Origin of the sequence: Ruegeria lacuscaerulensis (genome assembly GCF_013033355.1) — a bacterium.
Lineage (GTDB): Bacteria > Pseudomonadota > Alphaproteobacteria > Rhodobacterales > Rhodobacteraceae > Ruegeria > Ruegeria lacuscaerulensis_A.
The window spans coordinates 1-26,496 of the sequence record NZ_WQDY01000014.1 but is presented as its reverse complement, the minus strand read 5'-3'; the positions used below and the strand labels follow the sequence as shown (position 1 = coordinate 26,496).

Genomic DNA, 26,496 nt, shown 5'->3' with positions numbered 1-26,496 from the left:
GTGAATGTCCTGCCTGCAAACACTGCCGAATTATAGCCCAATAGACGCCAAGCCTGCCGTGGCGCATTTAACATCGTCAGGTCCGGCCGCCCCCGACACACCAATTGCACCTATCAACTCGCCATCTTCGCGGATCGGCAAGCCACCGTCCCAAGCACATAGACCCGGACGGTTGACCATGCCAAGGTTCAATTCGGCGCTGGACAACATCCGCTTGGCGAATTCGGTTGTGGGTTTCCCCAACACAGCTGTTCGGGCCTTATCCATTGCGAAAGCCATAACGGCTGCGGGGGTTTTGTCCATGCGGCCCGCCGCGATCATATCCCCGTTCAGGTCGACCACGATCGCAGCGACATTCCACCCATTTTCATCAGCAAACGCCAAGGCCGTTTGGACAGCCTTATTTGCCGCCATCTGAGAAATTACGTGCCTAGGGATCGAAACAACCATATCGCCTCCACCTACAGGTCAAAAATCAGATCATTGGTGCCCGATTGCACTATTTGATCGTGTTGATTGAACACATTGAACTGAAACGTGACGATGCCACGGCTTTGCGATGACGTCAGGCGTTTCGCGGTTACAGTCAACTCGGCTCTGATCTCATCTCCGGCAAAGACAGGCTGTTCAAAACGCCAGTTCCACCCAAGCGACGCCAGACCTGCCGGCTTCGCATCCGATTGAAACTTGAGCCCATCGACAACCGACAGCACCAACAGCCCATGAGCAACGCGGGCCTTATACCCCAGCCCGCGCGCCAGGTCGTCGTCGATGTGCAAGGCGTATTTGTCTCCGGTCAGGTCAGCAAAGGACGATATCAAGTCCGTCGTGATCGTCGCAGAACCGGTTTTCATCACGTCGCCGACCTTTAGGTCGTTATACCCGTATTGCCCCGCTGAAAGCCGTTTGGTCATTGCGGAACGGGCGCGTCCTCGCGCAACAACCCTTTGGCTTTCAGATCCGCCCAGAAGGCAGCCGGAATGTCGTGGCTGAACCAGTTGAGATTCTGGTCCAGTTGTTCGACCGTCCGAGTGCCTGCCATAAAAGTGGGAACTGCCGGGTGCGCTACAACAAATTGCAATGCAGCGGCGGGCAATGGCACGTCGTAGTCTGCACAGACCGCCTCGACCTTACGAACTTTTTCCATAATCTCGGCCGGGGCTGGAGCGTAGTTATATTTGGCCCCGTCTTTGGCGCCCGTTGCCAGAATGCCCGAGTTGAAACCACCGCCTACAACCACGGCCGCACCCCGTTCTTCACACAAAGGCAAGAACTTATCCAATGCATCCTGTTCTAGCAGCGTGTAGCGCCCGGCCAACAGAAAACAGTCAAAGTCTCGCTGCTCGAGTGCGGCGTGGCAGACCTCCCATTCATTCACCCCAACGCCAATGGCTTTGACGACACCCTGATCACGCAAAGATTCCAGTGCTTTCCAAGCCCCATCCATCGCCTGTCTGAACACTTCAGGCTGTTCGTCGCCGCGGGTAAAAACGTCGATATCGTGGATGAAGCAAATATCCATCCGCTCCAGCGCCATGCGCTGCAGGCTGTCCTCGAAGGATCGCATAACACCGTCATAAGTATAATCGAAATGCATCGTGAATGGGGCCGCATTGGTCCACGGTTCAAAATTGATATCACTGCGTTTGGCCGGTTTCAGTACGCGGCCAACTTTAGATGACAACACATAATCGTCCCGGTTCTTCCAGCGCAGGCTTTGGCCTGTTCGCAATTCCGAAAGCCCGTGGCCATACATCGGCGCGGTGTCGAAATACCGAACGCCTTTGTCCCACGAATGCTGGATCATCGCATCCGAAGTCTCTTCGTCGATCTCACGAAAAATGTTCCCGATGGGCGCGGTACCAAAGCCAAATGCGGTAACCTCCAGATCGACGCGGCCAAATTTGTTTTTTGTGTTCGGATTCATGCAAGCCTCCCTAAAGCAAGCCTACGCCCGCCCAACTGCACTTCAAATAAGTAACTGTTTGGTTATTTATCGCAATCGACTGACGCGATCAACCCACTTGACGCAGCAGGGGTGCAACGCATATTAGTAACTGATTAGTTACATTATGGGACGCAACTATGTTTCTCACGGAAACCCACATTCAGGTTCGGGACATGACCCGCCAGTTCGCCGACAATGTGATCCGACCACTGGCCGAAGACCTGGATCGGGATTCCCGCTTTCCAGCCGAAATCTACGACCAAATGGCCGAGCTGGGTCTGTTTGGAATCTGCGTTCCAGAAGAAATGGGCGGACCCGGCTTTGACACGATCACCTACGCACTGGTGATGGAAGAGCTTTCGCGCGGCTATGCGTCCATTGCGGATCAGTGTGGATTGCTGGAGCTGGTCACCACCTTGCTGGTGCGCCACGGCACCGCGGACCAACAAGGTAAGTGGTTGGCTGACCTGCTGGCTGCCAAATTGCGCCCCGCTTACTGTATCACGGAACCCGAGGCTGGCACGGATGTGTCAGGCATCCGAACAACCGCCGTGCGCGATGGGGACAGCTGGGTTCTGAATGGCGGTAAAATCTGGATTCACAACGCGCCCGTGGCTGATCTGGGCTTTGTCCTTGCAAGAACGGATCCCGAAGCCGGTCATCGCGGCATGTCGATCTTTGTCGTCGACCTTCACGCAGCGGGTGTGACGCGCGGGCCGAAAGAGATCAAGATGGGCCAGCGCGCCAGTCAGGTAGGCCCTCTGTCCTTCGACGATGTCCGGCTACCCGCCGACGCATTGCTGGGCATTGAGGGGCGCGGGTTCCACATGATGATGAGCGTGCTGGACAAGGGTCGCGTCGGCATAGCTGCGTTGGCCGTTGGGATTGGTCAGGCCGGCTTGGAGGCCGCCACCGATTATGCCCAACAACGCAAGCAATTCGGCAAGCAAATTGCGGATTTCCAAGGCGTTCAATGGCTGTTGGCCGATATTGCCAAAGATGTCGAAGCGGCCCGGCTGCTGGTACATTCAGCTGCTTACAAGATCGACGCTGGGCTGGATGCGACCAAGGCGTGCTCGATGGCCAAGTGTTTTGCTGGAGATATGGCTGTGCAACGATCGTCGGACGCGGTGCAGGTGTTTGGCGGATCAGGTTATATCCGGGGGTTCGAAGTCGAGCGCCTTTACCGGGACGCCAAGATCACGCAGATTTACGAAGGCACAAATCAAATTCAGCGTATGATCATCGCACGAGAGCTATTGGCGAAAGGGGCCGCAGCATGACACCTCAGGCCGCACTTGTGACCGGGTCGTCCCGTGGGATCGGTTTGGCCGCTGCGGTTGCACTGGCGCAGGAGGGGTTCTCGATCGCCCTGAACGGCCCCGTGGCGGATGACGAACTTGCAGCTGCCGCCGAAACCATTCGCGCCATGGGCGTACCGGTCGTTACGGCACCTTTCGACGTGTCCGATATCGCCTTGCACGATAGCAAGCTGGCGGAAATCGAGGCAGAAATCGGCCCGCTTACGACCTTGGTGAACAATGCAGGCGTTGGCGTTATGCAACGCGGTGATCTTCTTGAAGTGACCGAAGAAAGCTATGATCGCTGCATGGCTGTGAATACCAAAGCGATGTTCTTTCTGTCGCAAGCCTTCGCCAAGCGGCTGCTAAGCCGTACGCGTGACGCCGACGCGTTCCACAGCATCGTTAATGTCACCTCATCCAACGCTGTGGCGGTGGCGGCCCCGCGTGCGGAATACTGCGCCTCGAAAGCAGCCGCTGCGATGATCTCGAAAACCTTTGCAGTGCGGTTGGGCCAAGAGAATATCGCGGTCTATGACGTGCAGCCCGGACTGATCTCGACCGACATGACCGCACCGGTGATCGAGATGTATGATCAGCGCGCCAAAGATGGCCTGACCCTGTTTCCCCGCGTCGGCCAGCCCGAAGATATGGGGCGCATCATAGCCTCGTTGGCCAGCGGCAAGCTTCCCTACACAACCGGACAAGCGATCTCGGCGGATGCCGGTATGCTGGTCCCTCGGTTCTAAGGTGTTTCGATGAAAATTCAGCTTCCCGATACAACCGGCGCTTTGCAGGACTATCACCTGACAGGCACACCGGTTGCGCCCTCGAAACTGACGCCGAATTCCGCACGGGTGCTGTATTCTGCGGCGCATGTGGTCGCAGACCCGTTCGGCGACCACGACCCCACGGGTCCAGCCCATGTGGACTGGGAAAAGACGTTGGAGTTCAGACGCTATCTTGCAGATATGGGGATGGGCATTGCCGAAGCGATGGATACCGCCCAACGCGGCATGGGTCTGGACTGGACAGGCGCATTGGAACTGATCCGGCGCACCAAAGAGGAACTGCCGGATGCCCTGGTCGGGAATGGGTGTGGCACCGACCACCTTGATCCTGCAGATGCCAAGACGTTGGACGACGTGCGCCGCGCCTACCTGCAGCAGGTCGAAGCCATCCAAAAGATCGGCGGTCGCATTATCCTGATGGCCTCGCGTGCGCTGGCCAGGGTTGCTAGGGGTCCAGAGGACTATATCTCGGTCTACAGCGATGTTCTGGCCGCCTGTGACCAACCGGTCATCCTGCACTGGTTGGGAGAGATGTTTGATCCACAACTGACCGGGTACTGGGGTTCCGACGCGTTTGAAGATGCGATGAACACTGCTTTGACCGTTATCAGCGCAAATGCAGACAAGGTGGACGGGATCAAAATCTCGCTGCTAGACGCTGAAAAAGAGGTCATCATGCGTCGCCGCCTTCCCGCTGGCGTTCGAATGTATACCGGCGACGATTTCAATTACCCCGAACTGATCGAAGGTGATGATCAAGGGTATTCTCATGCCTTGCTTGGAATCTTCGATCCACTTGCCCCAGCGGCTGCCTATGCGGTCAGCAAACTGAGCGAAGGTGATGCGTCAACCTTTCGCGCCACGCTGGACCCCACTGTGCCGCTCGCGCGCCATATCTTTCGGGCACCCACACAATATTATAAAACGGGCGTAGTATTCCTGGCCTGGCTGAACGGGTTTCAGGATCACTTCATCATGCTGAATGGGGCGCAGGCAACGCGGTCTCTGCCCTATTTTACTGACTGCTTTAAAATGGCTGACGAATGCGGTTTGCTGCGCGATCCCGATCTGGCGGTCGAACGGATGCGCCACATGCTGAAACTCTACGGGGTCTGATCCGGATGCGCGATTTCTCGCAGGATCATTCTGCACTCGCGCTGAATACCGCGACACTGGGCCATAATCTGGACGGGTTTGGTGCGGGATGGTCACCCGAGCAGATCATCGACGCCTGTGCCGCGCGAGGGTATGGAGGCATCACCTTCTGGCGGCGAGAATTGGGCGGACGTGAGGCCGAGATCGGCGACAAGGTCCGCGCAGCCGGGCTGCAAGTTGTTGGCCTATGCCGAACGCCGTTCCTGATCGGACCACTGGCGCTGCCCTCGGACCAACAGATCATGGATGATTTTTACCTCTCTATCGATCAGGCCGCAGGGCTTGGCACGGATGTTCTGACCATTGTCACGGGCGGACCAGAGCCTGGCACCAAGGGCGTTCTGGACAGCCAGAAAATCCTGGCGGACCGCGTCGCACGGGCCGCAGCTTATGCGGCCGACCGCGGCGTAAACCTGGCGCTCGAGCCGCTGAACCCCGCCACCGCGGGCAACCGCACTTGCCTGATGACAGCAGCCGATGCTTTGAATGTCTGCGATACGATAGGCGCACCGAATGTGGGCATGGCCGTCGACGTTTATCATGTCTGGTGGGACACCACGCTGGCCGATACATTGGCGCGACGCGCGAACGGGCGCATTCTGGGCTATCACCTGTGTGACTGGCTGGCCGATACCACGGATATCCTGCTGGATCGCGGCATGATGGGCGACGGTGTCGCGGATCTTCGGGCCCTACGCTCCGCTGTAGAACAAGCAGGCTACAAAGGGCTGTGCGAAGTCGAGATCTTCTCGGCCGGCAACTGGTGGAAACGCGACCCAAACGAGGTATTGGACGTGATCGTGGACCGGTACCGCACCTGTTGCTGACCTTGGTTTAGCCGCGTCTTCTACACCTCGATATCACACACGAATACACCGTCCGGGCCATTGACCGTTTTGGCCACGATCCGGCCTCCGACCTTCTGATGCGCAGGGTCGACCAAATAAACATCGCGCACGGACTCATCGCGGAAGTCAAACCAGAACATGTCATTGAAGCCCCGCACCAGATCGGTCTCGACCGACACATTGCTTCGGCTTTGGAAATCCAGAATGCCCTCGATATGACCCGACAGGCCGGCCAGATCCCGATAGAGCGTGGCCTTTTCTTCGTCGGACACGTCGTCCTTAAAGCGCAGGTGAACAAGGTGACGTATCATATTTAGGCCCTCATGATTTGATGCTTACCAGAAATCAGGTTTTTTGCGATCCTTGAACGCGGCCAAACCGGTTTTCAACTCGGGTTGGACGGCGGCGATCCGACCTGCCAGCGCTTCGAAAACACGCTCACGTTCCTCGCCCTCAGCGGCGTTGATCAGCATTTTGACAAGCTCTGTCGCCACCGGCCCACGATGGCGCATCCGGTTGGCCAGCTCATCCGCAGCGGAAAGGCCCTGCCCTTTTTCGACGACCTGATCCACAATCCCCGCAGTCAACGCATCATGGGCCGAGAACTGCTCGCCGAACAGCGCCATGCGCCGGACAAGCTGGGCACCGAACCGCCGGACCGCGCGCTGAGTGCCGGACCAGCCGGGAATGATCCCCAGCCCCGGCTCGGGCTGTCCGATCCGAATGTGATCCTCGGCAATGCGGTAATCGGCGCACGCCGCAAGTTCCAGACCACCGCCCAAAACATGCCCGTTCAACACCGCAATCACAGGCTGTCGCAGCCGCGTCAGGGCATCCAGTGCCTGATGCCCATCGCGGAGCCAATGGCGGCCGAATGCGTCTGCCGATTGGCTGGACCACGCGTCGATATCGCCCCCTGCGCAAAACGCCTTTCCCGCACCGGTCAGGATCACAACATACGCGTCCTGGGTGTGTTCGATCTGACGGCACAGCGCCATGAGCGCATCCATCATCGCCTCATCCATGGCGTTCAGGCGCTCGGGGCGGTTCAGGGTCAACCGCGCGATGCCGTCCCGTATATCCAGAAGGAAATGCTCCATTAGCCCGCCGCGAGTTGCAGCTCCATCAGGGCCGGGTCAAACAGGGCCGCGTCCATCCGGACAAGGTCATCTGAAACTAACAAGGGTGTCGCCGCCTGATCCAGAATATCGCGTTGCAGGTCCAGCCCGGGCGCGATCTCGGTCACCATAAGGCCCTTTTCGGTCAGCTTGATCACGCAGCGCTCGGTCACGTATGTCACGTCCTGCCCCTGCATCTGTGCCCGCTTACCTGAAAATGAGATTTGATCGACCTCATCAACAAACTTGGCCACTTTCCCCTCTTTCAGAATTTTCAGCTGACCATCCTCAATGGTCATCTTGGCTCCTGCGTTGAAGTTGCCAGAAAAAACGATCTTGCGCGCCCTCGCTGTGATATCCACGAACCCTCCTGCTCCGGCAGTCCGGTGCGGAATGGCTGACAGACGCGAGACGTTGACCGAGCCGTGTTTGTCAACCTCGAGGAAAGACAGCAGCGAGGCATCAAACCCGCCCGCCTGGAAATAACAGAACTGATGTGGCGACGGCACGAAGGCCTCGGCATTGGCGGAACAGCCAAATTTGAAATCCAACAATGGAACCCCGCCAACCGCGCCTTGCTCGATCATCCACGTGACCGAGCCATGCAAACCCTCTTCGACCAGAATACGCGGAACGTTGGCCGAGATTCCGAACCCGATATTTACAGCCCAACCATCCTTCAACTCTTTCGCCACACGGCGCGCTATGACTTTCCCGACGTTGAAGTCGGCCGTTCGAAAGCTTTCGATCGGGCGGGTCAATTCGCCCGAAATTGCCGGGTCATATTCCGTAGCCGTGGTCTGTAACTGGTCGGGCGCTTCGACAATCGCGTCGATCAAAATACCGGGTACGTGCACGTCATGTGGTCGGATACTTCCTGCCGCCGCGATGCGTTTGGCCTGAGCAATCACCACGCCACCGTTGTTGCGCGCCGCCAAGGCCATCTCCATCGCGCCCAGATAGGCCCCCTCGTGTTCGAAACTCAGGTTGCCTTTTTCATCGGCTGTGGTTGCCCGAATAATCGCCACATTCGGCGCCATTGATTTGAAATACAGCCAGTCTTCACCTTCGAACTCCATCCGTTTCACGATGGGCTCGGCACGGGCAGCGGCATTCATTGCGCAGCCTTCGATCTCGGGGTCGACAAAGGTTTCCATACCAACTTTGGTCAGGACACCCGGACGTTTGGCGGCAGCCTCGCGCAGCATATCAAAGATAATACCCGACGGTACGTTATACGCGCGCACCTGTTCGCCCGTGATCATCTGCCAGACAAGCGGCGGTTCCGCATTGCTCGGCCCCGATGGGTAAGACCCGCCAATTATCCGACTTAGCAGACCCGGTTTGGCAATATGATCTACCCCCTTCGTGCCAAAAAAGTCACCTGCAGCTATGGGATGAATGGTCGTCAGATTTGTTGGCGCACCCTCTTCATCAAAGCGCTCGCCAAGGCCTTTCAGAACTGCATCCGGACAACACAAACCACTTGAAGAATTCACCGCGACCGTCGCACCATCGGGTACAAGATTTGCCGCTTCGCGTGCCGTCATCTGCTTGCTCATGCGATCCTCACGAAAGTAACTAATTGGTTATAAGTTATGCCTTCAGGTGCACCGAAAAGCAACAAAAATAACCAAAACAAGGGAATTGACCGAACCTCAAGTAACTAATAAGTTACTTATTGAGTTTGTTCTTTGGGAGGATCACCGTGAACATCTATTTTCAAAACACTTATCAGCGTACCTTCGGCACATTCCCCCTGACCGGAGCAGAACTTCGCGACTCGATGGCGATTGCAGCCGAGATCGGGTATCGGTCCTTTGACACCGCTCAAATGTATGAAAATGAGAAGGAAACCGGTGACGCGCTGGCCGAAATTGGCCTGAAACGAGATGAAATGTGCGTCACGACCAAAGTGCATCCGGACAATTTCAGTGACGACGCGTTCCTGCCATCCGTGGAAGAAAGCCTTAAGAAGCTTCGCCTTGATTACGTGGACGTCCTGTTGTTGCACTGGCCACATATAGGGGGGGATATCGCGCCATCTTTGAAATTGCTTGAACAGGCTCATGCAAAGGGTCTGGCAAAGAACATCGGCGTCTCAAACTATACCGCGCAAATGATGCGAGACGCAGTCAAGATCATCGAAACACCGATCGTGTCCAATCAGGTCGAGTTTCACCCGCTGCTGAACCAAGATGTGCTTCTGGCAGCCGCCTCTGAAACGGGCATCCCTTTGTCGTCCTATTGCTCAGTGGCGCGTGGAGAGGTTTTCAAGCACCCGATTTTTGCCGAGATCGGTCAAGGCTACGGAAAAACCGCCGGACAAGTCGTGTTGCGTTGGATTTTGCAAAAGGGTGTTCCGATCAACACCATGTCTACAAAACGCGCCAACATTCAGGCCAATTTTGACGTGATGAATTTCATCTTGTCCAACGTCGATATGGATCGGATCGACGCCATGACCCAGGTAGGTTATCGGATCGTCACCGAGGACTTGGTGCCTTGGGCCCCCGATTGGGACTAAAGAAAAAAGCGGCGCCCATTCAAGGCGCCGCCAGTTCGGGGAGGTAAATCGATTTCAGTGATTGCCCCGGATCATGTCCGCCGCTTTTTCGGCCATCATGATCGTCGGTGCGTTCGTGTTAGACCCAATCAGGCTGGGCATGGCTGAACTGTCGCAGATCCGCAGCCCGTCAATCCCGCGCACCCGCATTTGCGGGTCAACGACCGCCATCTCATCCACACCCATTTTACAGGTACATGTCGGGTGATAAGATGTCCGGCCATATTGGCGGGCATAGGCCTCGTATTCGGCCTGTGTTTTCACGTTGTCACCGGGGAAGTGAATTTTGCGGATGTAGTTTTGCAGACTTTTCTGCCGGAAAATCTCGACACTGTGTTTCACCCCTTCGACCGAGATTTTCAGATCATCATGGTGACCCAGGAAATTGGGATCGACCAGCGGCATATCCTCGACCTTGTTTGACCGCAGGCGCACTGTACCACGGGCCTTGGGACGCACAGTGTATGAGTTCAGCGTAATACCCGAGCTGCCTTTGGGCACGCTGGGTACCCCGGTCTCGGCACCGGCACCTGCAAGGAAATGAAATTGCAAATCCGGCACGGGGGCCGTGTCGTCGCCATACCAGAACGCCCCGCCTTCAACCACGTTCGAGGTCACAGGCCCCGAGCCGAACAAGTAATACTGTATTCCGGCCCAGGCCGCCCAATGAGGTTTGTTGTACTTGTCCAGACTATAGTGCCCGTTCAGTTCGGCCACGATATCGATGCCGAAATGGTCGTTCAGGTTCTCACCCACACCGGGCAAGTCTTGCTTCACCTCGATCCCGTGCTCGCGCAGATGCGCGGCGGGGCCGACACCCGACAGCATCATCAGCTTGGGTGTTCCGATCGCGCCCGAAGTGACCAGCACCTCCTGATCCGCCGATGCGGTTTCAACCTGTCCGCCCTGATCAAATTCCACTCCGGTCGCCCGGCCATTTTCGATGACAATCCGATGCACCTGACACCCAGTTTTGACCGTCAGGTTCCCGCGCGACATCGCCGGTTTCAGATATCCCACAGCGGCCGAGCAGCGTTTCGCATTCCAGGTGGTCGTCTGGTAAACACCTGCACCTTCCTGAACCGCCCCGTTGAAGTCGGGGTTATAAGGGATGCCCGCCTCTTGGCACGAGCGTATAAAGGCGCGGGTCATCTCTTGCGGGTCCGGGATGTTGGACACACCCAAAAGCCCTTCGGTCCCGTGCCAGTCTCCGGACAGGATCGCATTGCGTTCGGAGCGAATGAAGTACTTCTGGATATCCTTGAAGGCCCAGCCCTCGCATCCTTCCTCATTGGCCCAACGGTCATAATCGACCGGGTTGCCGCGCGTGAACACCTCGGCATTGATCGAGCTTCCACCACCGATCACCCGGCCCTGAGCATAGGGGATCTCGCGGTTATTGGCGTTGACTTGCGGGACGGTGTTAAAACCCCACGTATGCGGCCCGTCCGTCATCTTGGCAAAGCCCACAGGCATGTGGATCAACGGGTGATTGTCCTTTCCGCCCGCCTCAAGCAGTAACACCCTGACGGCGCCGTCTTCGGTCAGGCGATTGGCCAAAACACAGCCCGCTGATCCGCCACCAACGATGATATAGTCAAATCCGTTTGCCATTACTCTACCCAATGCGACCGCTTGCCGATCTCGACATGGATCGACTTGATCTGCGTATATTCCTCGACGCCGTGCATCCCGGCCTCGCGGCCCCAACCGGACGCCTTGAACCCGCCAATCGGCAGTTCAGGCCCCCCAGCTAAAGTTGTGTTGACCCAGAACCGTCCGGCCTGAACGCGGCGAGAGATGGTCAGCGCCCTGTCGATATTCTTGGTCCAAACACTTGCCGCCAGACCGTATTCAGTATCGTTGGCAATCGAGATCGCTTCGTCAATCGTATCAAACGGGATCACAACCAGAACCGGGCCGAAAATCTCTTCGCGCGCTATGGCCATGTCGTTGGTCACATCAGTGAATACCACCGGGTCGATATATTGCCCGCCCGAGATTTCGGGCGTTCCGCCCCCGATCAGCAGGGTCGCGCCCTCTTCCTGACCCTTGGCGATGTAGGACAGGATGGTGCGGTTCTGCGCGTTTGTCGTGATCGCGCCCGCCTGGGTGCGTTCGTCCAACGGATCGCCCACGCGGACCTTGCGCAGCTTGTCCGCGACCATGCCTGCAAACTTTTCTGCAATCGAGCGTTCGACCAAAAGGCGCGCACCGGAAACGCAACACTGGCCGGTGTTGAACGCGATGCCGAAGGCCACACCATCGGCTGCATCTTCAAGGTCCGCATCAGCAAAGACAATCTGCGGATTCTTACCGCCCAGTTCCAACCCCAGCTTTTTGAAATTGCTCTGCCCCGCCGCCGCAACGACCGAGCGGCCAACAGCGGTCGAGCCGGTAAAGGACAGCATATCCACATCCATGTGTTCCGCCAGCTTCTGGCCGATCACGCTGCCTGATCCGGTGACCACATTGAACACACTATCCGGCAGTCCTGCTTCCGACAGGATCTCGGCCAGCAATAAAGTCGTGGCACTGGTCACCTCGGAAGGTTTGGCAACAATCGTGCAGCCCGAAGCGAGGATATAAGGCACCCGCTCGCACAGGATCAGGAAAGGGAAGTTCCAAGGCGTGATCAGGCCGACAACGCCAACCGGCTCACGGGTGACAATCCCCAACGCGCCATCGCCGCTGTTGTTGAAACTCTCCCCATGCAAAGCTCGCGCCAGACCGGCAGCGAATTCGAACATACCAACGCAACCGCTAATCTCGCCCCGCGCCTGCGCGATGGGCTTGCCGTTCTCCAACGTTTCCCAATAGGCGATCTTATCGGTGCGCTGGCGGATCAGATCGGCCGCTTTCAATAAAACAGCCGCGCGGTCAGACCCGGACAACCCGCACCAGCGGCGATCATCGAACGCCGTGCGCGCCGATGCGACGATCTCGTTCAGATCATCCTCGGTACAGCGCGGGATGCGCGTGACCGGCACGCCATGACCCGGCGAGGACCGCTCGAACACGTCGCGATCACCGGCGGGAACCCATTTGCCGGCCATGAAGAACCCAAATTCACGGGGCTCGGAAGGCGGTGTAAGTATCTGTGCGTTTTGGTCCATAGTCGGGGCTCCGAAAAAAAGCGTCAGGCAGAGGCGTCCAGGCCATCGCGGAAATCGTTCCACCCACCATCCACCGAGGACGGCGCGTCATGCCATTGGTGCAGAATTTCACCGGTCGCAGGGTCTTTATCCGGAATCGGCAGCATCATGATCCGTTTGGCGGCCGCCTGGAACATTTCCGGAGTCAAAAAAGCCTCTTGAATATTGTCCCAGTCGCGGCCCCCGGCGTAACCGCCGCACATCATGATATCGTCGGATCGTCCGACCATCTCATGACTGACACCCGCAGGCATGACGATAACATCACCAGCCTCGATCCGGACCCGAGTCCAACCTTCGACAGATAGGTTAAACTCCATCCAGCCCCGCGCACATCCCAGACATTCATGAGATGTCGAATGGAAATGCGGGTACTCGTAAACGCCCGGATATTCCCAGTTGTTGCCCCAGCCATTTGCGCGGAACCGGGCCTTGACGGCATCCACGCCGCCACCTGGGATTGCTCCTCGATGGATCAGCAGGGGAAAACGGCTGTTTGGGATCATGCCTTCTGGTTTGGATGTATAGACTTCGACGGTCATGCTGAGCTCCTCCCTCTCTGGCGTTTACGTCATCGTTATTTGGGTTTTCAGATCAGTCGGACGATCCTGGAAACTGTCGAAAGCTTCCTGAATGCGATCCAGCGGATAAATCGCTTGGATAAAGCGTTCAGTTTTTATCCGACCGTGGGTCAACAGGGTCAGCGCGTCATGCATATCCTGCCCCATCCCAGCGACAGAACCTTTGATCGAATTCTCTTGCAGGATGGTTTGCAGGATATCGACAGGCAGGGTCTCTCCTGCACCAGTCAGTCCAAAGGCCGCGATATGACCCCCTTTTCGAGCCAGTTTGGTGGCCTGTTTATAAAGAGCAGGCAGGCCAACGCTTTCGATCACCACATCAGCACCGCGCCCATCCGTATGATCCCTGACCACCTGTTCCAGTTGGTCTGGATCGGTGACACCAACATCCGCTCCGACCTCGAGCGCCATGTTCACACGCGCCTTGGACAAATCCGCAACGATGATCGGCGCCGCCCCGATCGTGCGCAAGAGTTGTACGTGCAGGTTACCGATGGGGCCCGCGCCCAGCACCACGACCGACTGGCCGAATGTGATGTTGGCTTTACGAGCACAGCGCACAACACAGGCCAAAGGTTCGGTCAACGCCAACACTTCGGCAGCTGTGTCCTGCGGAGCTGGAATAACAAGGCGCGCGGGGACGCAGATGTATTCGGCAAAGGCGCCATCCATGGTGATACCCATCTGCTGCATCTCGGGGCAGTTCAGGATTTCATTCCGGCGGCACCAATAGCATGTGCCGCAACCGATATTCATATCGACCACAACCGGCGCACCAACCGTCAGGCCGGCTACGCCTTCGCCCAACTCGGCAATTGTGCCCGTAAATTCATGACCGGGTATCAGGGGCATGCTGTCGGCCGCGTAGTGGCCGTTAAAGATATGCATGTCGGTCCCGCAAATCCCGACCCGTATGATGCGAACCAGAACTTCACCCCGGCCTGGGTTGGGGCGTGCGACGTCAGTGACCTCGAACCGACCGGGTTCGGTCAGCACCGCCGCTCGCATGGTCGGGGTCATTTCACAACCCTCAGCTTGGTTCGGTCGATAGTCAGTGCGATGGCCACAATCAGAATAAGGCCAAACACCATCTGCTGTTGCGTCGCGTCGACCTCAAAATAAAGCATCGAAGACCGGATCACAGCCACGATCAGAGTGCCAATCAGGGTGTTGATCACTCCGCCCACACCACCTGTCAGCGGTGTTCCACCCACCAAAACCGCGACGATCGCAGGCAGCAGGAATCCGTTTGCCAGAGTGGGAGAGCCTCCGGACAATTTCACTGCAAACAGCAAGCCCGCAATCGCCGCCAGTCCACCGGACAGAGCGAACGCCATGATCTTGATGCGATTGACATTCAGGCCCGAGGCCACGGCGGCAGGTTCCCCCGCCCCCACAGCCTTGAGCGCACGGCCAAAGGTGGTGCGTGATTGCAGGAACCATGCACCCAGAACCAACGCGGCGGCGATGAACAATTCGCTGGGGATGCCCGCCAGCGATCCGGTCATCCAACCAAAGGTCGAATCCCGAAGCGAAGCGTCCATGAACAGCGCGCGCTGCCCTGACATGTATTGTGCGGCGGAAAAGGCGATGCCGCCAACCGCAAGGGTCGAGATAAAGGACGGCACAAATAGACGCGTCGTGACAAAGCCCGAAACCCCGCCCAGAACCACACCGGCTAGAATGCAGATCAACGCGGCACCAATGCCAAAGGTTGGCAAGGCAATCGTGGCCACGACTGTGGTCATGTTGGCAACCGACTGCGCAGACAAATCTATCCCGCCGATATAGATCGCGAACGTCATGCCAAGCGCCATGATGAACAGCGGCACGATATCCGCCGCCATCGAAATCAAGTTGGAAGGGCGCAAAAAGTTGGAATCTGCAGCCCCGACAACCAGAACCAGAACCAACAGAGTGATCCAGGGCAAATGCGGTTTGATACGTTCAAAACTCATGTGTTCGCCCTCAGATCATGTGATGGACAAGGTCATACAGCGACGGTTTGTCCCCTGGGCTGCAATCGAAACGTTTCTGGGCGTTACCGTCCTTCAGGACGATAATCGTGTGGCTGAGGCCAATGGCCTCTTCCAAAGTGTCAGCGACCAGAATGATGCCGACGCCGTCATCCGACATCTCGCGTACCATGTCATAGACATCTTCTTTGGCGCCGATATCCAGACCGCGCGTCGGGTGATCCAGCAGGATGATATCGGACCCGGCCGAGCGCCATTTGGCTAGCACAACCTTTTGCTGGTTGCCGCCCGACAACCCGCCACAATCCTTGTAGACATCTGGTGTCTTGATCGCCAAACGATCGATCCATCGGCGAGCCAGCGTTTTTTCCTCACCAATCCGCAACACGCCCGAATTGGCATAGTTTCCCATCTGGCTGAGCGTCATGTTTTCGTAAACGCTCATGCCTGCGACGATCCCTTCAACCTTGCGTTCGCGAGGGATGTAACCAACGCCGTTGGCGACCCCGACTTGCGCGTTGAATTTGCTGACTGGCACGCCCTTGATGCTTACGGCACCGGCAGATGGAGTTTCGAGCCCAAAGATCGTGCGCAAGATCGCCTCGCGTCCCGAGCCTTCGGTGCCGACCAGACACAAAACCTCGCCGGGGCGCAGATCGAATGAAATGTCCGAGTACTTTCCCGTTGCAGTCACGTTCTGGAAGGCAACCAGCGGCTTTGCCTCAACCTGATAAGGTTTTTGCTTCTGCTCGCGGTAATATTCCTTGTCGACATCGCGCCCGACCATCTTGTGTTGGATCGCATCAACATTCGCATCGTCATGGGCGACGACGTCTACAACTTCGCCATCTTTCATCACATAGATACGGTCGGACAGGTCAAGAACCTCGTCCATTCGGTGGCTGACAAAGATGAACGACGCCCGTTTTGTCAGCTCACGCACCAGCGAGAACAACAACTCGACCTCTTCCTTTGCCAAAACTGAGGTTGGTTCGTCCAGCAGGATGACAAGATCGCCGTCGATCCGTTCCTCTAGCGTCAGAACCTTGGCCAGCTCGACCAGTTGTCGCTGCGCGAATGACAGTTTCGAGGTTGTGGTGCCCGGATCGATGTCCAGTTTGACTTTAGCCAACTGCTTGCGCGCGGCCTCGGCCATGGCTTTCCAGTTGATAACGCCGTAGCTGACGAATTGCTGCTCGAACCCCAGAAAGATGTTCTCCATCACGGTCAGGTTGGTGATCAGCGATTGTTCCTGAAACACCATGCCGATACCGTGATCCATCGCCTGACGCGGGTTCTGGAACCGAACCTTAGTGCCGTCGATGGTGATGTCGCCGCCGTCGGGTTGGTGTGCCCCATAGATGACCTTCATCAGGGTGGATTTGCCCGCACCGTTTTCGCCAACGAGGCCCACGATCTCGCCGCGCCCGATCTTGAAGTCCACGGATTTCAGAGCGTGGACGCCGGGGAATTTCTTGTCGACATTGATCAGTTCGTACATCTGCCCGCCCCTATTTCACGAAGGTTACGGATTTGCGGTCGGTCGATAGAACCACCGCGGCGATGACCAATATGCCCAGAACACCGTCTTGCACGTAGCCGGGCAATCCGATCACAACCATGCCGTTGTTAATGACATTCACGATCAACACACCGATCAGCGTATTCCAGACACCGCCGATCCCGCCCCACAGAGCAGTACCACCCACCACAACCGAGGTGATCGACACGAACATGAAATTCGACCCTGTCGCTGTCTCGGCAATACCGATCCGCCCCACGGCCAACAACGCGCCGACCGCATAAAAGACACCGGCCAGTGCAAACCCCATGATCCGCACGCGGTTGACGTTTAGACCTGAAGCATGAGCCAGTTCCTCGCCCCCGCCAACAGCATAGAAGTTACGGCCCAGTGTCGTACGGGACTGGATGAACCAAGCGATCAGTAGAAACAGAAGTGCGACATAGCACATGATGGGAAATCCGAACCAACGCTCGGTCAGCAGCGAACGGAACAGGTCATCCTCCACTCGGATGCGGTCGCCCCCTGTCAGCAGCAGCGCGAAACCAGTGCCGACGAAACCCATCGCCAGAGACGCCATAAACGACGGTATCTTCAGCAAGACATGCACAAGCCCGTTCACTAACCCGATTGCCCCGCCGACAAGCAAGGCCAGAGGGATGGCAAGCCACGCCCAGGACGCCAACGTGCCACCCAAAGCAATGAAAGCAAAAGCAAACACCACGGCACAAACCGAAACTGTGCCCTCCATCGACAAGTCGATCGATCCCATAATGATGATGAATGTCACGCCAATAGCGACCATCAGCGCCGGAGCCGAAGAAATTCCGATCCGCGCAAAGTTGCGCAGTGAAAAAAAGCGCGGCTCCATCGCCGTAAAGAACAGGACCAAAACCAAAAGGACGATCAGGGGCGCCCATTTGATCAGAACATCCCGTGTCAGCACATTGCTCACGTGCTTCCTCCCACTGAGTGAACTGGTGGTGGTCGATCAAGTCGGACCCGAATGTACGAGCCGGCTCTGAGACCGGCTCGCAATCACATTATTTGTATTGAATTTGGCCGTTCGACGTGGACCAGAAATCTTTCCAGTCATAGGTCGGGACACTGTCCAGATACTCGGCCTTGAACGCTTGGGCGTCTTCTGGGCGGACCATGATGGTCGGGCCATAGAATTCGCGGTGTTCGTTTGGTTCGTCAGAGGGCTTGAAGTGACCCGTGGCCGCGTAATACGCCAATGCCGCCGTGATACCGCCACCCCAGTGCGGGTTGGTGAAGACGGTGGCCAGGATCTTGCCCTCGCCCACCAGCTCAACCGCCTGCGGGTTACCATCATAGGATACGATGGGCATATCTTCGATGCCTTCCGCGCGCAGGGCCTCGAGCACGCCGTAAGCAATGGTGTCATTGGCGCAGTGAACACCCTTGATGTCATCCCCATACCGAGTGAGGAACGCGCTCATGACCTGATTGGCTTTCTGCGTATCCCAGTCGGCGGGCTCTGCCGCCAGCAACTCGGCATTCGGGTAGTCTTTCAACGCGTTCTTCAGACCGGCCAGCCGCTCGATCGCTGGGTTATTCGAGGCGATACCGCCCAGATGAACAACGCCACCGGAACCGCCCATGGCATCCAATAGAATGCGCGCGGTTTGCTCGGCCGGGCCTTCGTCGGACCAGCTCATGTGGCTGACATAGTTGTCGCCGAAATCCCAGGGGTGCAGGTCGTCGGTCTTGTTCCACAGGGTCGAAACATAGGCCCCTGCTTCGACACAGGATTCCACAACCGGACGCGCATTCGGAGCATCGTTGGTGTCAATGGCCAACGCGAGTTCGCCGTTTGTCTTGGACAAAAGCGCTTTTACATCCGCCAGCGATTTCTCAGATGAGCCTTCGTTGATCAGATGCGTCAGGAAATCCTTAGGTTTACCCAGACTTTCAACAAAAGCCTCGCCGCCGGACACGATCTCATTCCAATATGGGTTCGTGCGATTGCGATAAGACCAAGCAACAGTTGGGTCCGTGATGGCAGCACGCGCCATTCCACCCAACATGCTAGAGATTGCTGCACCGCCAACACCATACGCTGATGCCAGCAACAGGTTGCGACGGGTTATCGTCTCCTGCGCGATATAGTTTTTGATGAACGACATATTTTCCTCCCATTACGATCTGCACCTTGGGTCCGCGATTGATGACCCGGTTCGGACGCGCGGCATTGATCGCGGCTATGCACGCCTTTAATGCACTAACTAGTTACTTCTTTACGAAATGATGTGTCAAGCGTTAAGAATGATGGAAAACAGGGGGCAATCGTTCATTCAAAACAGATGTGGCTACACCTCTGCGGCTCATCAGAGTAATAGAAAGGTTCATCAGAAGGGTTTAGCCGTGGCCGAAATACCGAAAACAAAAAAGAAAAGAGACGCCGAGGCGACCAAGTCCAGAATCCTGATGGCCGCAAAGAGTGAGTTTGCCAAACGGGGTCTGGGTGGCGCACGCGTTGATGAAATCGCTGAACTGGCCGAAGCCAACAAACGCATGCTGTACCACTACTTTGGCAGTAAGGAAGACCTGTTTCGAACCGTACTGGAGGAAGCCTATCTGGATATCCGCAAGGCCGAGCGGGAATTGAACCTCGAAGATTTGTCCCCGACTGATGCACTGGAAACCCTGGTGCGGTTCACTTGGCAGTATTATCTTGATAATCCTGAATTTATTACACTGGTTAACAGCGAAAACCTGCATGGCGCGCGACACATAAAGTCGCTTGATAACTTGCCAGAAACTATGCGCGGTCTGGTTGGAATGGTGGACGAAATCCTGGTCAAGGGACAGGCTACAGGTGAATTCAGAAGCGGCATCGACGCTGCTCAGTTGAATATCACGATCGCCGCGATCGGCTATTATTACCTGACAAACCGGCATACGGGCTCGTTTCTGTTCGGGCGCGATCTTATGGAAGAAAAGGCGCTGGACGAACGTTTGGCCTTCAACATTGAAACTGTTTTAAGATTGGTCCGAGCTGACGCACAGGGGAATTGAGAACCGCTTTTGACCAGTCGCTTTCGGCCTTAAATCTTTTGCAGTGCGGCCTTGAAGAAACAGGTTCTTGCCAATCACTTTGAAGGGTAACCAACCTTCTGTGACTGCGAAAACCCACCTGTTGCGCAAACAGGCTCCGAGGTTCGCAAGCGGTCGGGCCGCACATTTTCCGCTCTATACATCCTCAGCTTCTGTCGGTATGAGCAGCGCTTCGATTATGATCCGTGTGTTGGACGCTCTGAGGGTGACAGCATCACCCAGGAAAGCTGAACCATGAAACAAACGCTCGAAACTGCGCTGAAGCGCAAGGGATACGACACTCTGACCCCCGTCCAACAGGCCGTCACCGCGCCCGAACTGCAGATGCGGGATATGTTGGTATCGGCACAGACCGGATCAGGTAAAACCATCGGATTCGGTTTGGCGATTGCCCCAACCATTCTGGGCGATGCACAGGCGTTTGACACAGCGGATACGCCCCTGGCATTGGTCATCGCACCGACCCGAGAACTTGCAATGCAGGTTAAGCGAGAGCTGGGGTGGCTTTACGCAGATGCCGGTGCCTACATCACATCCTGCGTTGGCGGCATGGATATGCGGGATGAACGCCGGGCCCTGTCTCGAGGCGCGCATATCGTTGTGGCGACACCGGGGCGCTTGCGGGACCACATCATGCGCGGCTCGATAGATCTAACGAACGTTCGCGCCGTAGTTCTGGACGAAGCCGACGAGATGCTGGACCTCGGGTTCCGTGAAGATCTGGAGTTCATTCTCGAGCAAACCCCAATCGACCGTCAGACCCTTTTGTTCTCCGCGACCGTGCCGCGCGCCATCGTTAGCATGGCAACACGATACCAACAAGACGCTCAGCGTGTCAGCACCGTCAGCGAGCGTACACAACACGCCGATATCGAATACAAAGCCATGAGCGTCGCCCCACGCGACGGCGAAAACGCCATCATTAACGTGCTGCGGTATCACGAAGCCCCCAACGCGATCGTCTTTTGCAACACGCGTGCCATGGTCAGCCGTCTGACCGCCAGATTGTCGAACCGCGGATTCCCCGTAGTCGCGCTGTCAGGCGAGTTGACACAGAGTGAGCGGTCCAATGCCCTGCAAGCCATGCGGGACGGACGCGCCCGTGTTTGTGTCGCCACAGATGTTGCCGCGCGCGGGATTGATCTGCCGAACTTGGATCTGGTGATCCATGCTGAACTGCCAAACAGTCATGAAACCCTATTGCATCGCTCTGGCCGGACCGGGCGTGCGGGCCGCAAAGGCGTCAGCGCACTGATCGTGCCCCCGGCTTCATTCAAAAAGGCTCAGCGTCTGCTCAAATTCGCCAAGCTGACGGCTGAATGGGGCGCCGCACCCTCCGCCGAAGAGGTGAATGCACAAGACCTGCAGAGAATGTTCAACTCAGATGACTGGCAATTGGACATCTCCGACTCTGAACGTAACTCCGTGGATGAATTGCTGTCGAAGTTCTCACCAGAACAACTTGCCGCGGCTTATGTCCGTCAATACGCGCGACAACATTCTGCGCCCGAGGAACTAAACGAAGTCAAAGAACCTGGACCCAAACCAAGTGCTCCGTTCGGCCCGAGCGTCTGGTTTGCAGTGTCCGAAGGACGCAACGAAAACGCGTCTCCAAGATACCTGCTGCCGATGATCTGCAAAGCGGGCAACATTACCAAATCGGACGTCGGAGCGATCCGCATCGCTGAAACCGAGACATATATCGAAATCCGCGAAAGCAGCGTTGCGGGTTTTCTGGAGGCCATCGGTCCCGAGATGACGATTGAGAGTACAAAGGCAATCGTTCAACTGGACGCCGCCCCCGATTTCCACGCAGCAGGCAAACCCAGCTTCAAGCGAGGCGAAAAGAGCAAGAAGGAATTTGCCAAAACCGGCAAAAAGCCCCCGCGCAGTGTCGAGCCTAAACCAGCCAAGGCGTGGAAGAAGCCCGAGCGAAAGTCCCCTGACACGCCGAAAACCGACGCTAAACCCAAGCGCAACTCTGGCAAGGCTGGCGATCAGGCGGCCAAACCTCCGCGTCGCCCAAAAGGCCCGCCGCCACCAAAGGGCAAACCGAGCAGCAAGAAAAATCGCGCGCGCGCTGCAGCGGCAAAAGGCGGCAATGCGATGCCAAGGCGGTCCAAGTAAAGTTCGAGCCGGCAATCAATGACCGGCTCAAAACTTGACTAAACGCCTGAACGCTCCTTACGAGCCGTACAATAGGTTCGGTAACCACAGAACCAGCGAAGGTACGAAGGTCAGTAACAGCAAGACCGCCAACAACGGCACCAGAAACGGTAACGTGGCGCGGACGCATTGTTCGAATGGCACCTTCGAGACGCGCGACAGCACGAACAACACCATGCCCACCGGCGGGGTCAGCAGACCCAGCATCAGGTTCAAGATTACGATGATGCCCAGATGCACCGGATCAATCCCGAACTGCGCCGCCACCGGCATCAGCACCGGCACGAGGATCGAAATCGCCGCGATGGTCTCCATGAACAGGCCCACGACCAGCACAACCGCCATGATCAACAGCAGCACAACGGCCTTGCTGTCGGTAAATGACAGCACAAATTCTGCGAAATGCGTGGCGACCTGATTGGCGGTCAGGATCCATGCGAACACCGAGGCCGCGCCAACGATCATCATGATCGCAGCCGTCGTCTCAATGGTTTCCAGCGAGATCACCGCCAGCTTGCGCGGAGTCAGGGTGCGATAGACGATGGTGCCCAGAAACAGCGCATAGGCGGCAGCCCCGATAGCGGCCTCTGTCGGAGTGAACGCCCCCGAGACGATGCCGCCCACGATGATGACCGGTGTCATCAGCGGCAGGAACGCGGCCCGAAACCGGGTGACGATGACCGAGGGGCTAAAGCTGACATCACGCGGGTAGTTGCGTGTGCGTGACATCCACCAGATCATCGCCGACAGCGCCGCTGCCATCAACAACCCCGGAACAATCCCGGCCACAAACAGCTTGCCAATCGACACCGACGCCATGACGCCAAAGATCACCAGCGGCAAGGACGGCGGGATGATCGGCCCGATAGTCGACGAAGCGGCAGTGACCCCGACGCTGAAATCATCATCATAGCCTGCCTCACGCATGGCCTTGATCTCGATCGCACCCAGTCCGCCAGCGTCGGCCACGGCAGCGCCGGACATGCCCGCAAAGATGATGCTGGCGCCCACATTCACGTGACCCAGACCGCCATGCATCCAGCCGACGATGGCGCGCGCAAATCCGAAGATCCGCGCGGTGATCCCGGCCGAGTTCATCAATGCGCCCGCGAGTATAAAGAATGGAATGGCAAGCAGCGGGAAACTGTCCATCCCGTTGACCATATTGTGCATCAACAGAACCGGTGGCAGGCCAGAATACAGAATGTAAGCAAACGAGGACAGCGCGAGCGAGAAAGCGATCGGCACCCGCAGCAGCATCAGGCCGAACAGCGAAACGAACAGAATAGTCAGACCCATTTGTCTTCACCTTTTGCAATCTGCTTCAAACGTGTGACAATCTGCCAACCGACGACGCACAGGTTTGCCCCGGCCAAGGCCATGACGCATGCGTGCAGGTAGTATTTCGGGAAAGGCAATGAGACCATTTGCTGGAACGATGTCCTCTGGATCAGCTCCCACGCGGACCACATGATCACGGCAAACAAAACGAAGGTTGCCGCCAGCGCAAAGATATGGACCCAACGCAGGCGGAACCCATAGTATTTGTCGACAAATTCCAAAACGATGTGGCTGCCGACAACCTGACACCGGATCGCCCCGGCAAAGCCCAGAAGGATCAGCAGATATCGCGCGGCCTCTTCCGTCCACGCGACTGAATCGTTCAGCACATAGCGCGTGAAAAACTGCAAAAAGACCACGCCAAACAGCAACCCGAACAGGGCCAGTAAACCGTAGTCTCCGATTGTGATGCGGAAATTCTGGAAATGAGCGTCGTCTTCGGCGGCCAGTGCGTCAAAGTCGATCTCGGGCGGGGTTTCGGTCTGGGTCATTCGGGGCCACCTTGTGCGGTCAGAATGCGCCCGGCGCGAGGCCGGGCACAGTCTAGATTAGTCCTGGATTGCCTGAAGACGTTCGAACGTCTCAGCATCCCAAGGCACGTCATTGCCCGTCAACAGCGGCGCGACGGCGGCCATGAAAGGTGCGCGATCCACCTCGTTCACGGTAACACCCTGTTCACGGAACCAATCAGCCAGTTCAGCCTCTGACTGAACAATTTCATCCGATGTGCTCGAGGCCGCTTCGGCCAATGCGTCAAGCAGCGCCTGCCCGTCATCGCCCATCTTGCCCAGCGTCACAGGTGACACCACAACCGCAAGCGAGTTGGTGATATGTCCGGTCAGGTTGATGTTCGACTGCACCTCGTAGAACTTTTTGAACTGGATGGTGGGCAGCGGGTTTTCCTGTGCGTCTACAACACCTTGCTGTAGGGCCAGATAAACTTCGGCAAAGGCCATGGGTGTCGGGTTTGCGCCGGTGGCCTTGGGGAACATCTGATAGGCAGGCGCGTTCGGGGTACGGATTTTCAGCCCGTCCATATCTGCGGGCGCCAGGATCGGCTTGTTCGAGGTCACGTGACGCGCGCCGTAATAGGTCATTGCCGCGACGGTATTGCCCGAAATGTTCTTGTATTCTGCTGCCATTTCATTGAACAGATCCGAGTTCACATAAGCTTTCCAGTGATCATAGGACCGCATGGTGAACGGATAGTCCGAGATGCTGATCGGGCCATAGGACTGACCCAGAAAAGCCACGCCGGTATAGATCGCGTCAACCGTACCCAGCGACAGCGCCTCGTTCAGCGCGGCCTCTTTGCCCAATTGCGAAGCCGGGAAGACCTCCATCTTGTAGCGCCCGTCGGTCTTTTCTTCCAACAGCTCGGCCGCACGTACAGCTGCTGCGTGATAAGGCGTCGAAGCCTCATAGACGTGGCCAAACCGCAGGGTCTCTTGTGCCAGGCCAGCCGTTGCGCAAAGCGCAAAAATACAGGCGGCCCCAAAGGCCGTTTTTCCAAAGTTAAACATTTAGGGTAGTTCCTCCAGGTTGATTTAAGATGCCCGCCGGTTTCTTCAGCCCGGTCAGGCGGTTGTTTCATTCCGCCGCCAGTTCCTCTGAAAAGCGGAAGTCTTCGATGGTTTCGGGTTTTATTTCGATCGAGAACCCTGGCTTTTCCGGCGCCATATAGGCCCCGTTCCTCACCACACAGGGATCGACGAAATGCTCGTGCAGGTGATCGACATATTCGATCCGCTTGCTGTCTTTCTCGCCCGAGATCGCGATGTAATCGATCATGGACATATGCTGGACGTATTCACACAGACCCACGCCCCCGGCATGGGGCCAGACGGGCAAGTTGTATTTCGCGGCCATCAGCATGACGGCCAGAACCTCGTTCAGCCCGCCCATCCGGCAGCTGTCGATCTGAACAATGTCGATCGCGCCTTCCTTGATGAACTGTTTGAAGATGATGCGGTTCTGGCACATCTCGCCCGTCGCCACCTTGACCGGCGCGACCCCTTCGCGGATTGCCTTGTGGCCAGATACATCATCGGGGCTGGTGGGTTCTTCGATGAAGTACGGGCGCGCAAAGGACAGGGCTTTGACCCAGTCGATGGCCTGATCCACCTCCCACACCTGATTGGCGTCGATCATGATGTTCATGTCTTCGCCCAGAACCTTGCGGGCGATGGTCAGACGACGGATGTCATCGTCCAGGTCGCGGCCCACCTTGAATTTGGTGTGGGTAAAGCCTGCATCCTTGGCCTCCTGACACAGGCGGCGCAGCTTGTCGTCGGGATAGCCCAGCCACCCGGCCGAGGTTGTGTAACACGGGTAGCCTTCGGCTTTCAGCTTGGCGATGCGGTCGTCTTTGCCCGGCGCGGCGGCGCGCAGCATGTCCAGCGCTTCGTCCGGGGTGATCGCATCGGTCAGATAGCGAAAGTCGATCAGGCGCACGATCTCTTCAGGAGACATGTCGCCCACCAATTGCCAGACGGGTTTCCCCGCCTCTTTCCCCCACAAATCCCACGCGGCATTCACCACTGCGCCAGTCGCCAGATGGATCGCACCCTTGTCCGGCCCGATCCAGCGCAGCTGACTGTCCCCGGTGATATGACGCCAGAAGCGGCCCATATCTTCGGTGATCCAATCCAATTCCAAACCCTTGACCAACGCGCCAAGCGCTTTGATCGCGGTCACGCAGATCTCATTGCCGCGCCCAATGGTGAACGTGAGGCCGTGGCCCTCATGCGCACCATCCGTTTCCAGCACCACATACGCGGCGGAATAGTCGGGATCGGGGTTCATTGCATCCGATCCGTCCAGACTGTCCGAGGTCGGAAAGCGCAGGTCTTCGGTTCGGATGCCGGTGATGCGGGTCATGCGCTGGCCTTTACATCCTGCCGCTGCACGCCCAGTCCCTCGATCCCCAGCTCCATCTTGTCGCCGG

General features: G+C 57.2%; 25 protein-coding genes. 7 read left to right on the top strand and 18 right to left on the bottom strand.

Features of this window, described 5'->3' with window-relative positions; all coding sequences use genetic code 11:
• Positions 1–30: 30 nt before the first annotated feature.
• The 3 genes from GOW48_RS19720 to GOW48_RS19710 are packed head-to-tail and all read right to left on the bottom strand — an operon-like array spanning position 31 to position 1,927.
• Positions 31–450 (bottom strand): GlcG/HbpS family heme-binding protein, encoded by a 420-nt coding sequence (locus tag GOW48_RS19720; RefSeq protein WP_170755817.1) that lies wholly within the window; start codon positions 448–450, stop codon positions 31–33.
• A gap of 11 nt (positions 451–461) precedes the next feature.
• Positions 462–914 carry a MaoC family dehydratase gene (locus GOW48_RS19715; protein WP_170755816.1) on the bottom strand — a complete coding sequence of 151 codons (453 nt, stop codon included), beginning with the start codon at positions 912–914 and terminating at the stop codon, positions 462–464.
• Positions 911–1,927, bottom strand: a complete 1,017-nt coding sequence (locus GOW48_RS19710) for an aldo/keto reductase (protein WP_170755815.1) — start codon at positions 1,925–1,927, stop codon at positions 911–913. Before GOW48_RS19710 ends, GOW48_RS19715 begins: the two co-directional genes overlap by 4 nt.
• Before the next feature lie 158 nt (positions 1,928–2,085).
• Here GOW48_RS19710 and GOW48_RS19705 point away from each other — a divergent pair, with 158 nt between their 5' ends.
• From GOW48_RS19705 to GOW48_RS19690, 4 genes are read left to right on the top strand one after another with little or no spacing between them, the layout of a single operon-like run.
• The gene (locus tag GOW48_RS19705; protein ID WP_170755814.1) at positions 2,086–3,231 is read left to right on the top strand and encodes an acyl-CoA dehydrogenase family protein; all 1,146 of its coding nucleotides are present in this window, start codon (positions 2,086–2,088) and stop codon (positions 3,229–3,231) included.
• Positions 3,228–3,998, top strand: coding sequence for a 3-ketoacyl-ACP reductase (locus tag GOW48_RS19700; RefSeq protein ID WP_170755813.1), 771 nt, complete (start codon positions 3,228–3,230; stop codon positions 3,996–3,998). Before GOW48_RS19705 ends, GOW48_RS19700 begins: the two co-directional genes overlap by 4 nt.
• Positions 3,999–4,007: 9 nt before the next feature.
• A complete protein-coding gene (locus GOW48_RS19695) occupies positions 4,008–5,156 on the top strand; it encodes a dihydrodipicolinate synthase family protein (RefSeq protein WP_170755812.1) in 1,149 nt (382 codons plus the stop codon).
• A gap of 5 nt (positions 5,157–5,161) precedes the next feature.
• Positions 5,162–6,022: a sugar phosphate isomerase/epimerase family protein gene (locus GOW48_RS19690; protein WP_170755811.1), complete on the top strand. Its 861-nt coding sequence runs from the start codon at positions 5,162–5,164 to the stop codon at positions 6,020–6,022.
• 20 nt (positions 6,023–6,042) lie between these two features.
• Here GOW48_RS19690 and GOW48_RS19685 read toward each other — a convergent pair whose 3' ends face one another.
• The 3 genes from GOW48_RS19685 to GOW48_RS19675 are packed head-to-tail and all read right to left on the bottom strand — an operon-like array spanning position 6,043 to position 8,723.
• A complete protein-coding gene (locus GOW48_RS19685) occupies positions 6,043–6,354 on the bottom strand; it encodes a Dabb family protein (RefSeq protein WP_170755810.1) in 312 nt (103 codons plus the stop codon).
• A 24-nt stretch (positions 6,355–6,378) separates the two neighbouring features.
• On the bottom strand, positions 6,379–7,143 hold the full coding sequence (locus tag GOW48_RS19680) for an enoyl-CoA hydratase/isomerase family protein (protein WP_170755809.1): 765 nt from the start codon (positions 7,141–7,143) through the stop codon (positions 6,379–6,381).
• On the bottom strand, positions 7,143–8,723 hold the full coding sequence (locus GOW48_RS19675) for an acyl CoA:acetate/3-ketoacid CoA transferase (RefSeq protein ID WP_170755808.1): 1,581 nt from the start codon (positions 8,721–8,723) through the stop codon (positions 7,143–7,145). Before GOW48_RS19675 ends, GOW48_RS19680 begins: the two co-directional genes overlap by 1 nt.
• A 146-nt stretch (positions 8,724–8,869) precedes the next feature.
• On the opposite strand from GOW48_RS19675, the gene GOW48_RS19670 reads away from it, so the two are divergent.
• Entirely contained in the window at positions 8,870–9,688 is an 819-nt protein-coding gene (locus GOW48_RS19670; protein ID WP_170755807.1) for an aldo/keto reductase, read from the top strand.
• Positions 9,689–9,742: 54 nt separating this feature from the next.
• Here the strand turns inward: GOW48_RS19670 and GOW48_RS19665 are convergent, their stop codons facing one another.
• From GOW48_RS19665 to GOW48_RS19630, 8 genes are all read right to left on the bottom strand, one after another.
• A complete protein-coding gene (locus tag GOW48_RS19665; protein ID WP_170755806.1) occupies positions 9,743–11,341 on the bottom strand; it encodes a GMC family oxidoreductase in 1,599 nt (532 codons plus the stop codon).
• Positions 11,341–12,843, bottom strand: coding sequence for an aldehyde dehydrogenase family protein (locus GOW48_RS19660; RefSeq protein WP_170755805.1), 1,503 nt, complete (start codon positions 12,841–12,843; stop codon positions 11,341–11,343). Before GOW48_RS19660 ends, GOW48_RS19665 begins: the two co-directional genes overlap by 1 nt.
• 23 nt (positions 12,844–12,866) lie before the next feature.
• Positions 12,867–13,424 carry a hypothetical protein gene (locus GOW48_RS19655; RefSeq protein WP_170755804.1) on the bottom strand — a complete coding sequence of 186 codons (558 nt, stop codon included), beginning with the start codon at positions 13,422–13,424 and terminating at the stop codon, positions 12,867–12,869.
• A gap of 24 nt (positions 13,425–13,448) precedes the next feature.
• The gene (locus GOW48_RS19650) at positions 13,449–14,483 is read right to left on the bottom strand and encodes a zinc-dependent alcohol dehydrogenase (protein ID WP_170755803.1); all 1,035 of its coding nucleotides are present in this window, start codon (positions 14,481–14,483) and stop codon (positions 13,449–13,451) included.
• The gene (locus GOW48_RS19645; protein WP_170356332.1) at positions 14,480–15,421 is read right to left on the bottom strand and encodes an ABC transporter permease; all 942 of its coding nucleotides are present in this window, start codon (positions 15,419–15,421) and stop codon (positions 14,480–14,482) included. The genes GOW48_RS19650 and GOW48_RS19645 overlap by 4 nt, the downstream gene beginning before the upstream one ends.
• 10 nt (positions 15,422–15,431) lie before the next feature.
• Positions 15,432–16,940, bottom strand: a complete 1,509-nt coding sequence (locus GOW48_RS19640; protein WP_170755802.1) for a sugar ABC transporter ATP-binding protein — start codon at positions 16,938–16,940, stop codon at positions 15,432–15,434.
• Between the two features lie 10 nt (positions 16,941–16,950).
• Entirely contained in the window at positions 16,951–17,916 is a 966-nt protein-coding gene (locus GOW48_RS19635) for an ABC transporter permease (protein ID WP_170356330.1), read from the bottom strand.
• 88 nt (positions 17,917–18,004) lie between these two features.
• Positions 18,005–19,111 carry a sugar ABC transporter substrate-binding protein gene (locus tag GOW48_RS19630; RefSeq protein ID WP_170356329.1) on the bottom strand — a complete coding sequence of 369 codons (1,107 nt, stop codon included), beginning with the start codon at positions 19,109–19,111 and terminating at the stop codon, positions 18,005–18,007.
• Between the two features lie 139 nt (positions 19,112–19,250).
• Between GOW48_RS19630 and GOW48_RS19625 the strand changes: the two genes are divergently transcribed.
• Both GOW48_RS19625 and GOW48_RS19620 read left to right on the top strand, forming a co-directional pair.
• The gene (locus GOW48_RS19625; RefSeq protein WP_234899532.1) at positions 19,251–20,003 is read left to right on the top strand and encodes a TetR family transcriptional regulator; all 753 of its coding nucleotides are present in this window, start codon (positions 19,251–19,253) and stop codon (positions 20,001–20,003) included.
• A gap of 273 nt (positions 20,004–20,276) precedes the next feature.
• Positions 20,277–22,169 carry a DEAD/DEAH box helicase gene (locus GOW48_RS19620; protein WP_170755801.1) on the top strand — a complete coding sequence of 631 codons (1,893 nt, stop codon included), beginning with the start codon at positions 20,277–20,279 and terminating at the stop codon, positions 22,167–22,169.
• Between the two features lie 57 nt (positions 22,170–22,226).
• Here the strand turns inward: GOW48_RS19620 and GOW48_RS19615 are convergent, their stop codons facing one another.
• The 4 genes from GOW48_RS19615 to GOW48_RS19600 all read right to left on the bottom strand — a co-directional run.
• Entirely contained in the window at positions 22,227–23,507 is a 1,281-nt protein-coding gene (locus tag GOW48_RS19615; protein WP_170755800.1) for a TRAP transporter large permease, read from the bottom strand.
• Positions 23,498–24,040, bottom strand: coding sequence for a TRAP transporter small permease (locus GOW48_RS19610; protein ID WP_170755799.1), 543 nt, complete (start codon positions 24,038–24,040; stop codon positions 23,498–23,500). The genes GOW48_RS19615 and GOW48_RS19610 overlap by 10 nt, the downstream gene beginning before the upstream one ends.
• A 57-nt stretch (positions 24,041–24,097) precedes the next feature.
• Positions 24,098–25,072, bottom strand: coding sequence for a sialic acid TRAP transporter substrate-binding protein SiaP (locus tag GOW48_RS19605; RefSeq protein ID WP_170755798.1), 975 nt, complete (start codon positions 25,070–25,072; stop codon positions 24,098–24,100).
• Positions 25,073–25,139: 67 nt separating this feature from the next.
• Positions 25,140–26,496, bottom strand: a 1,357-nt coding sequence (locus tag GOW48_RS19600) for an L-fuconate dehydratase (RefSeq protein ID WP_331251839.1), incomplete at its 5' end; no start/stop codon positions are given.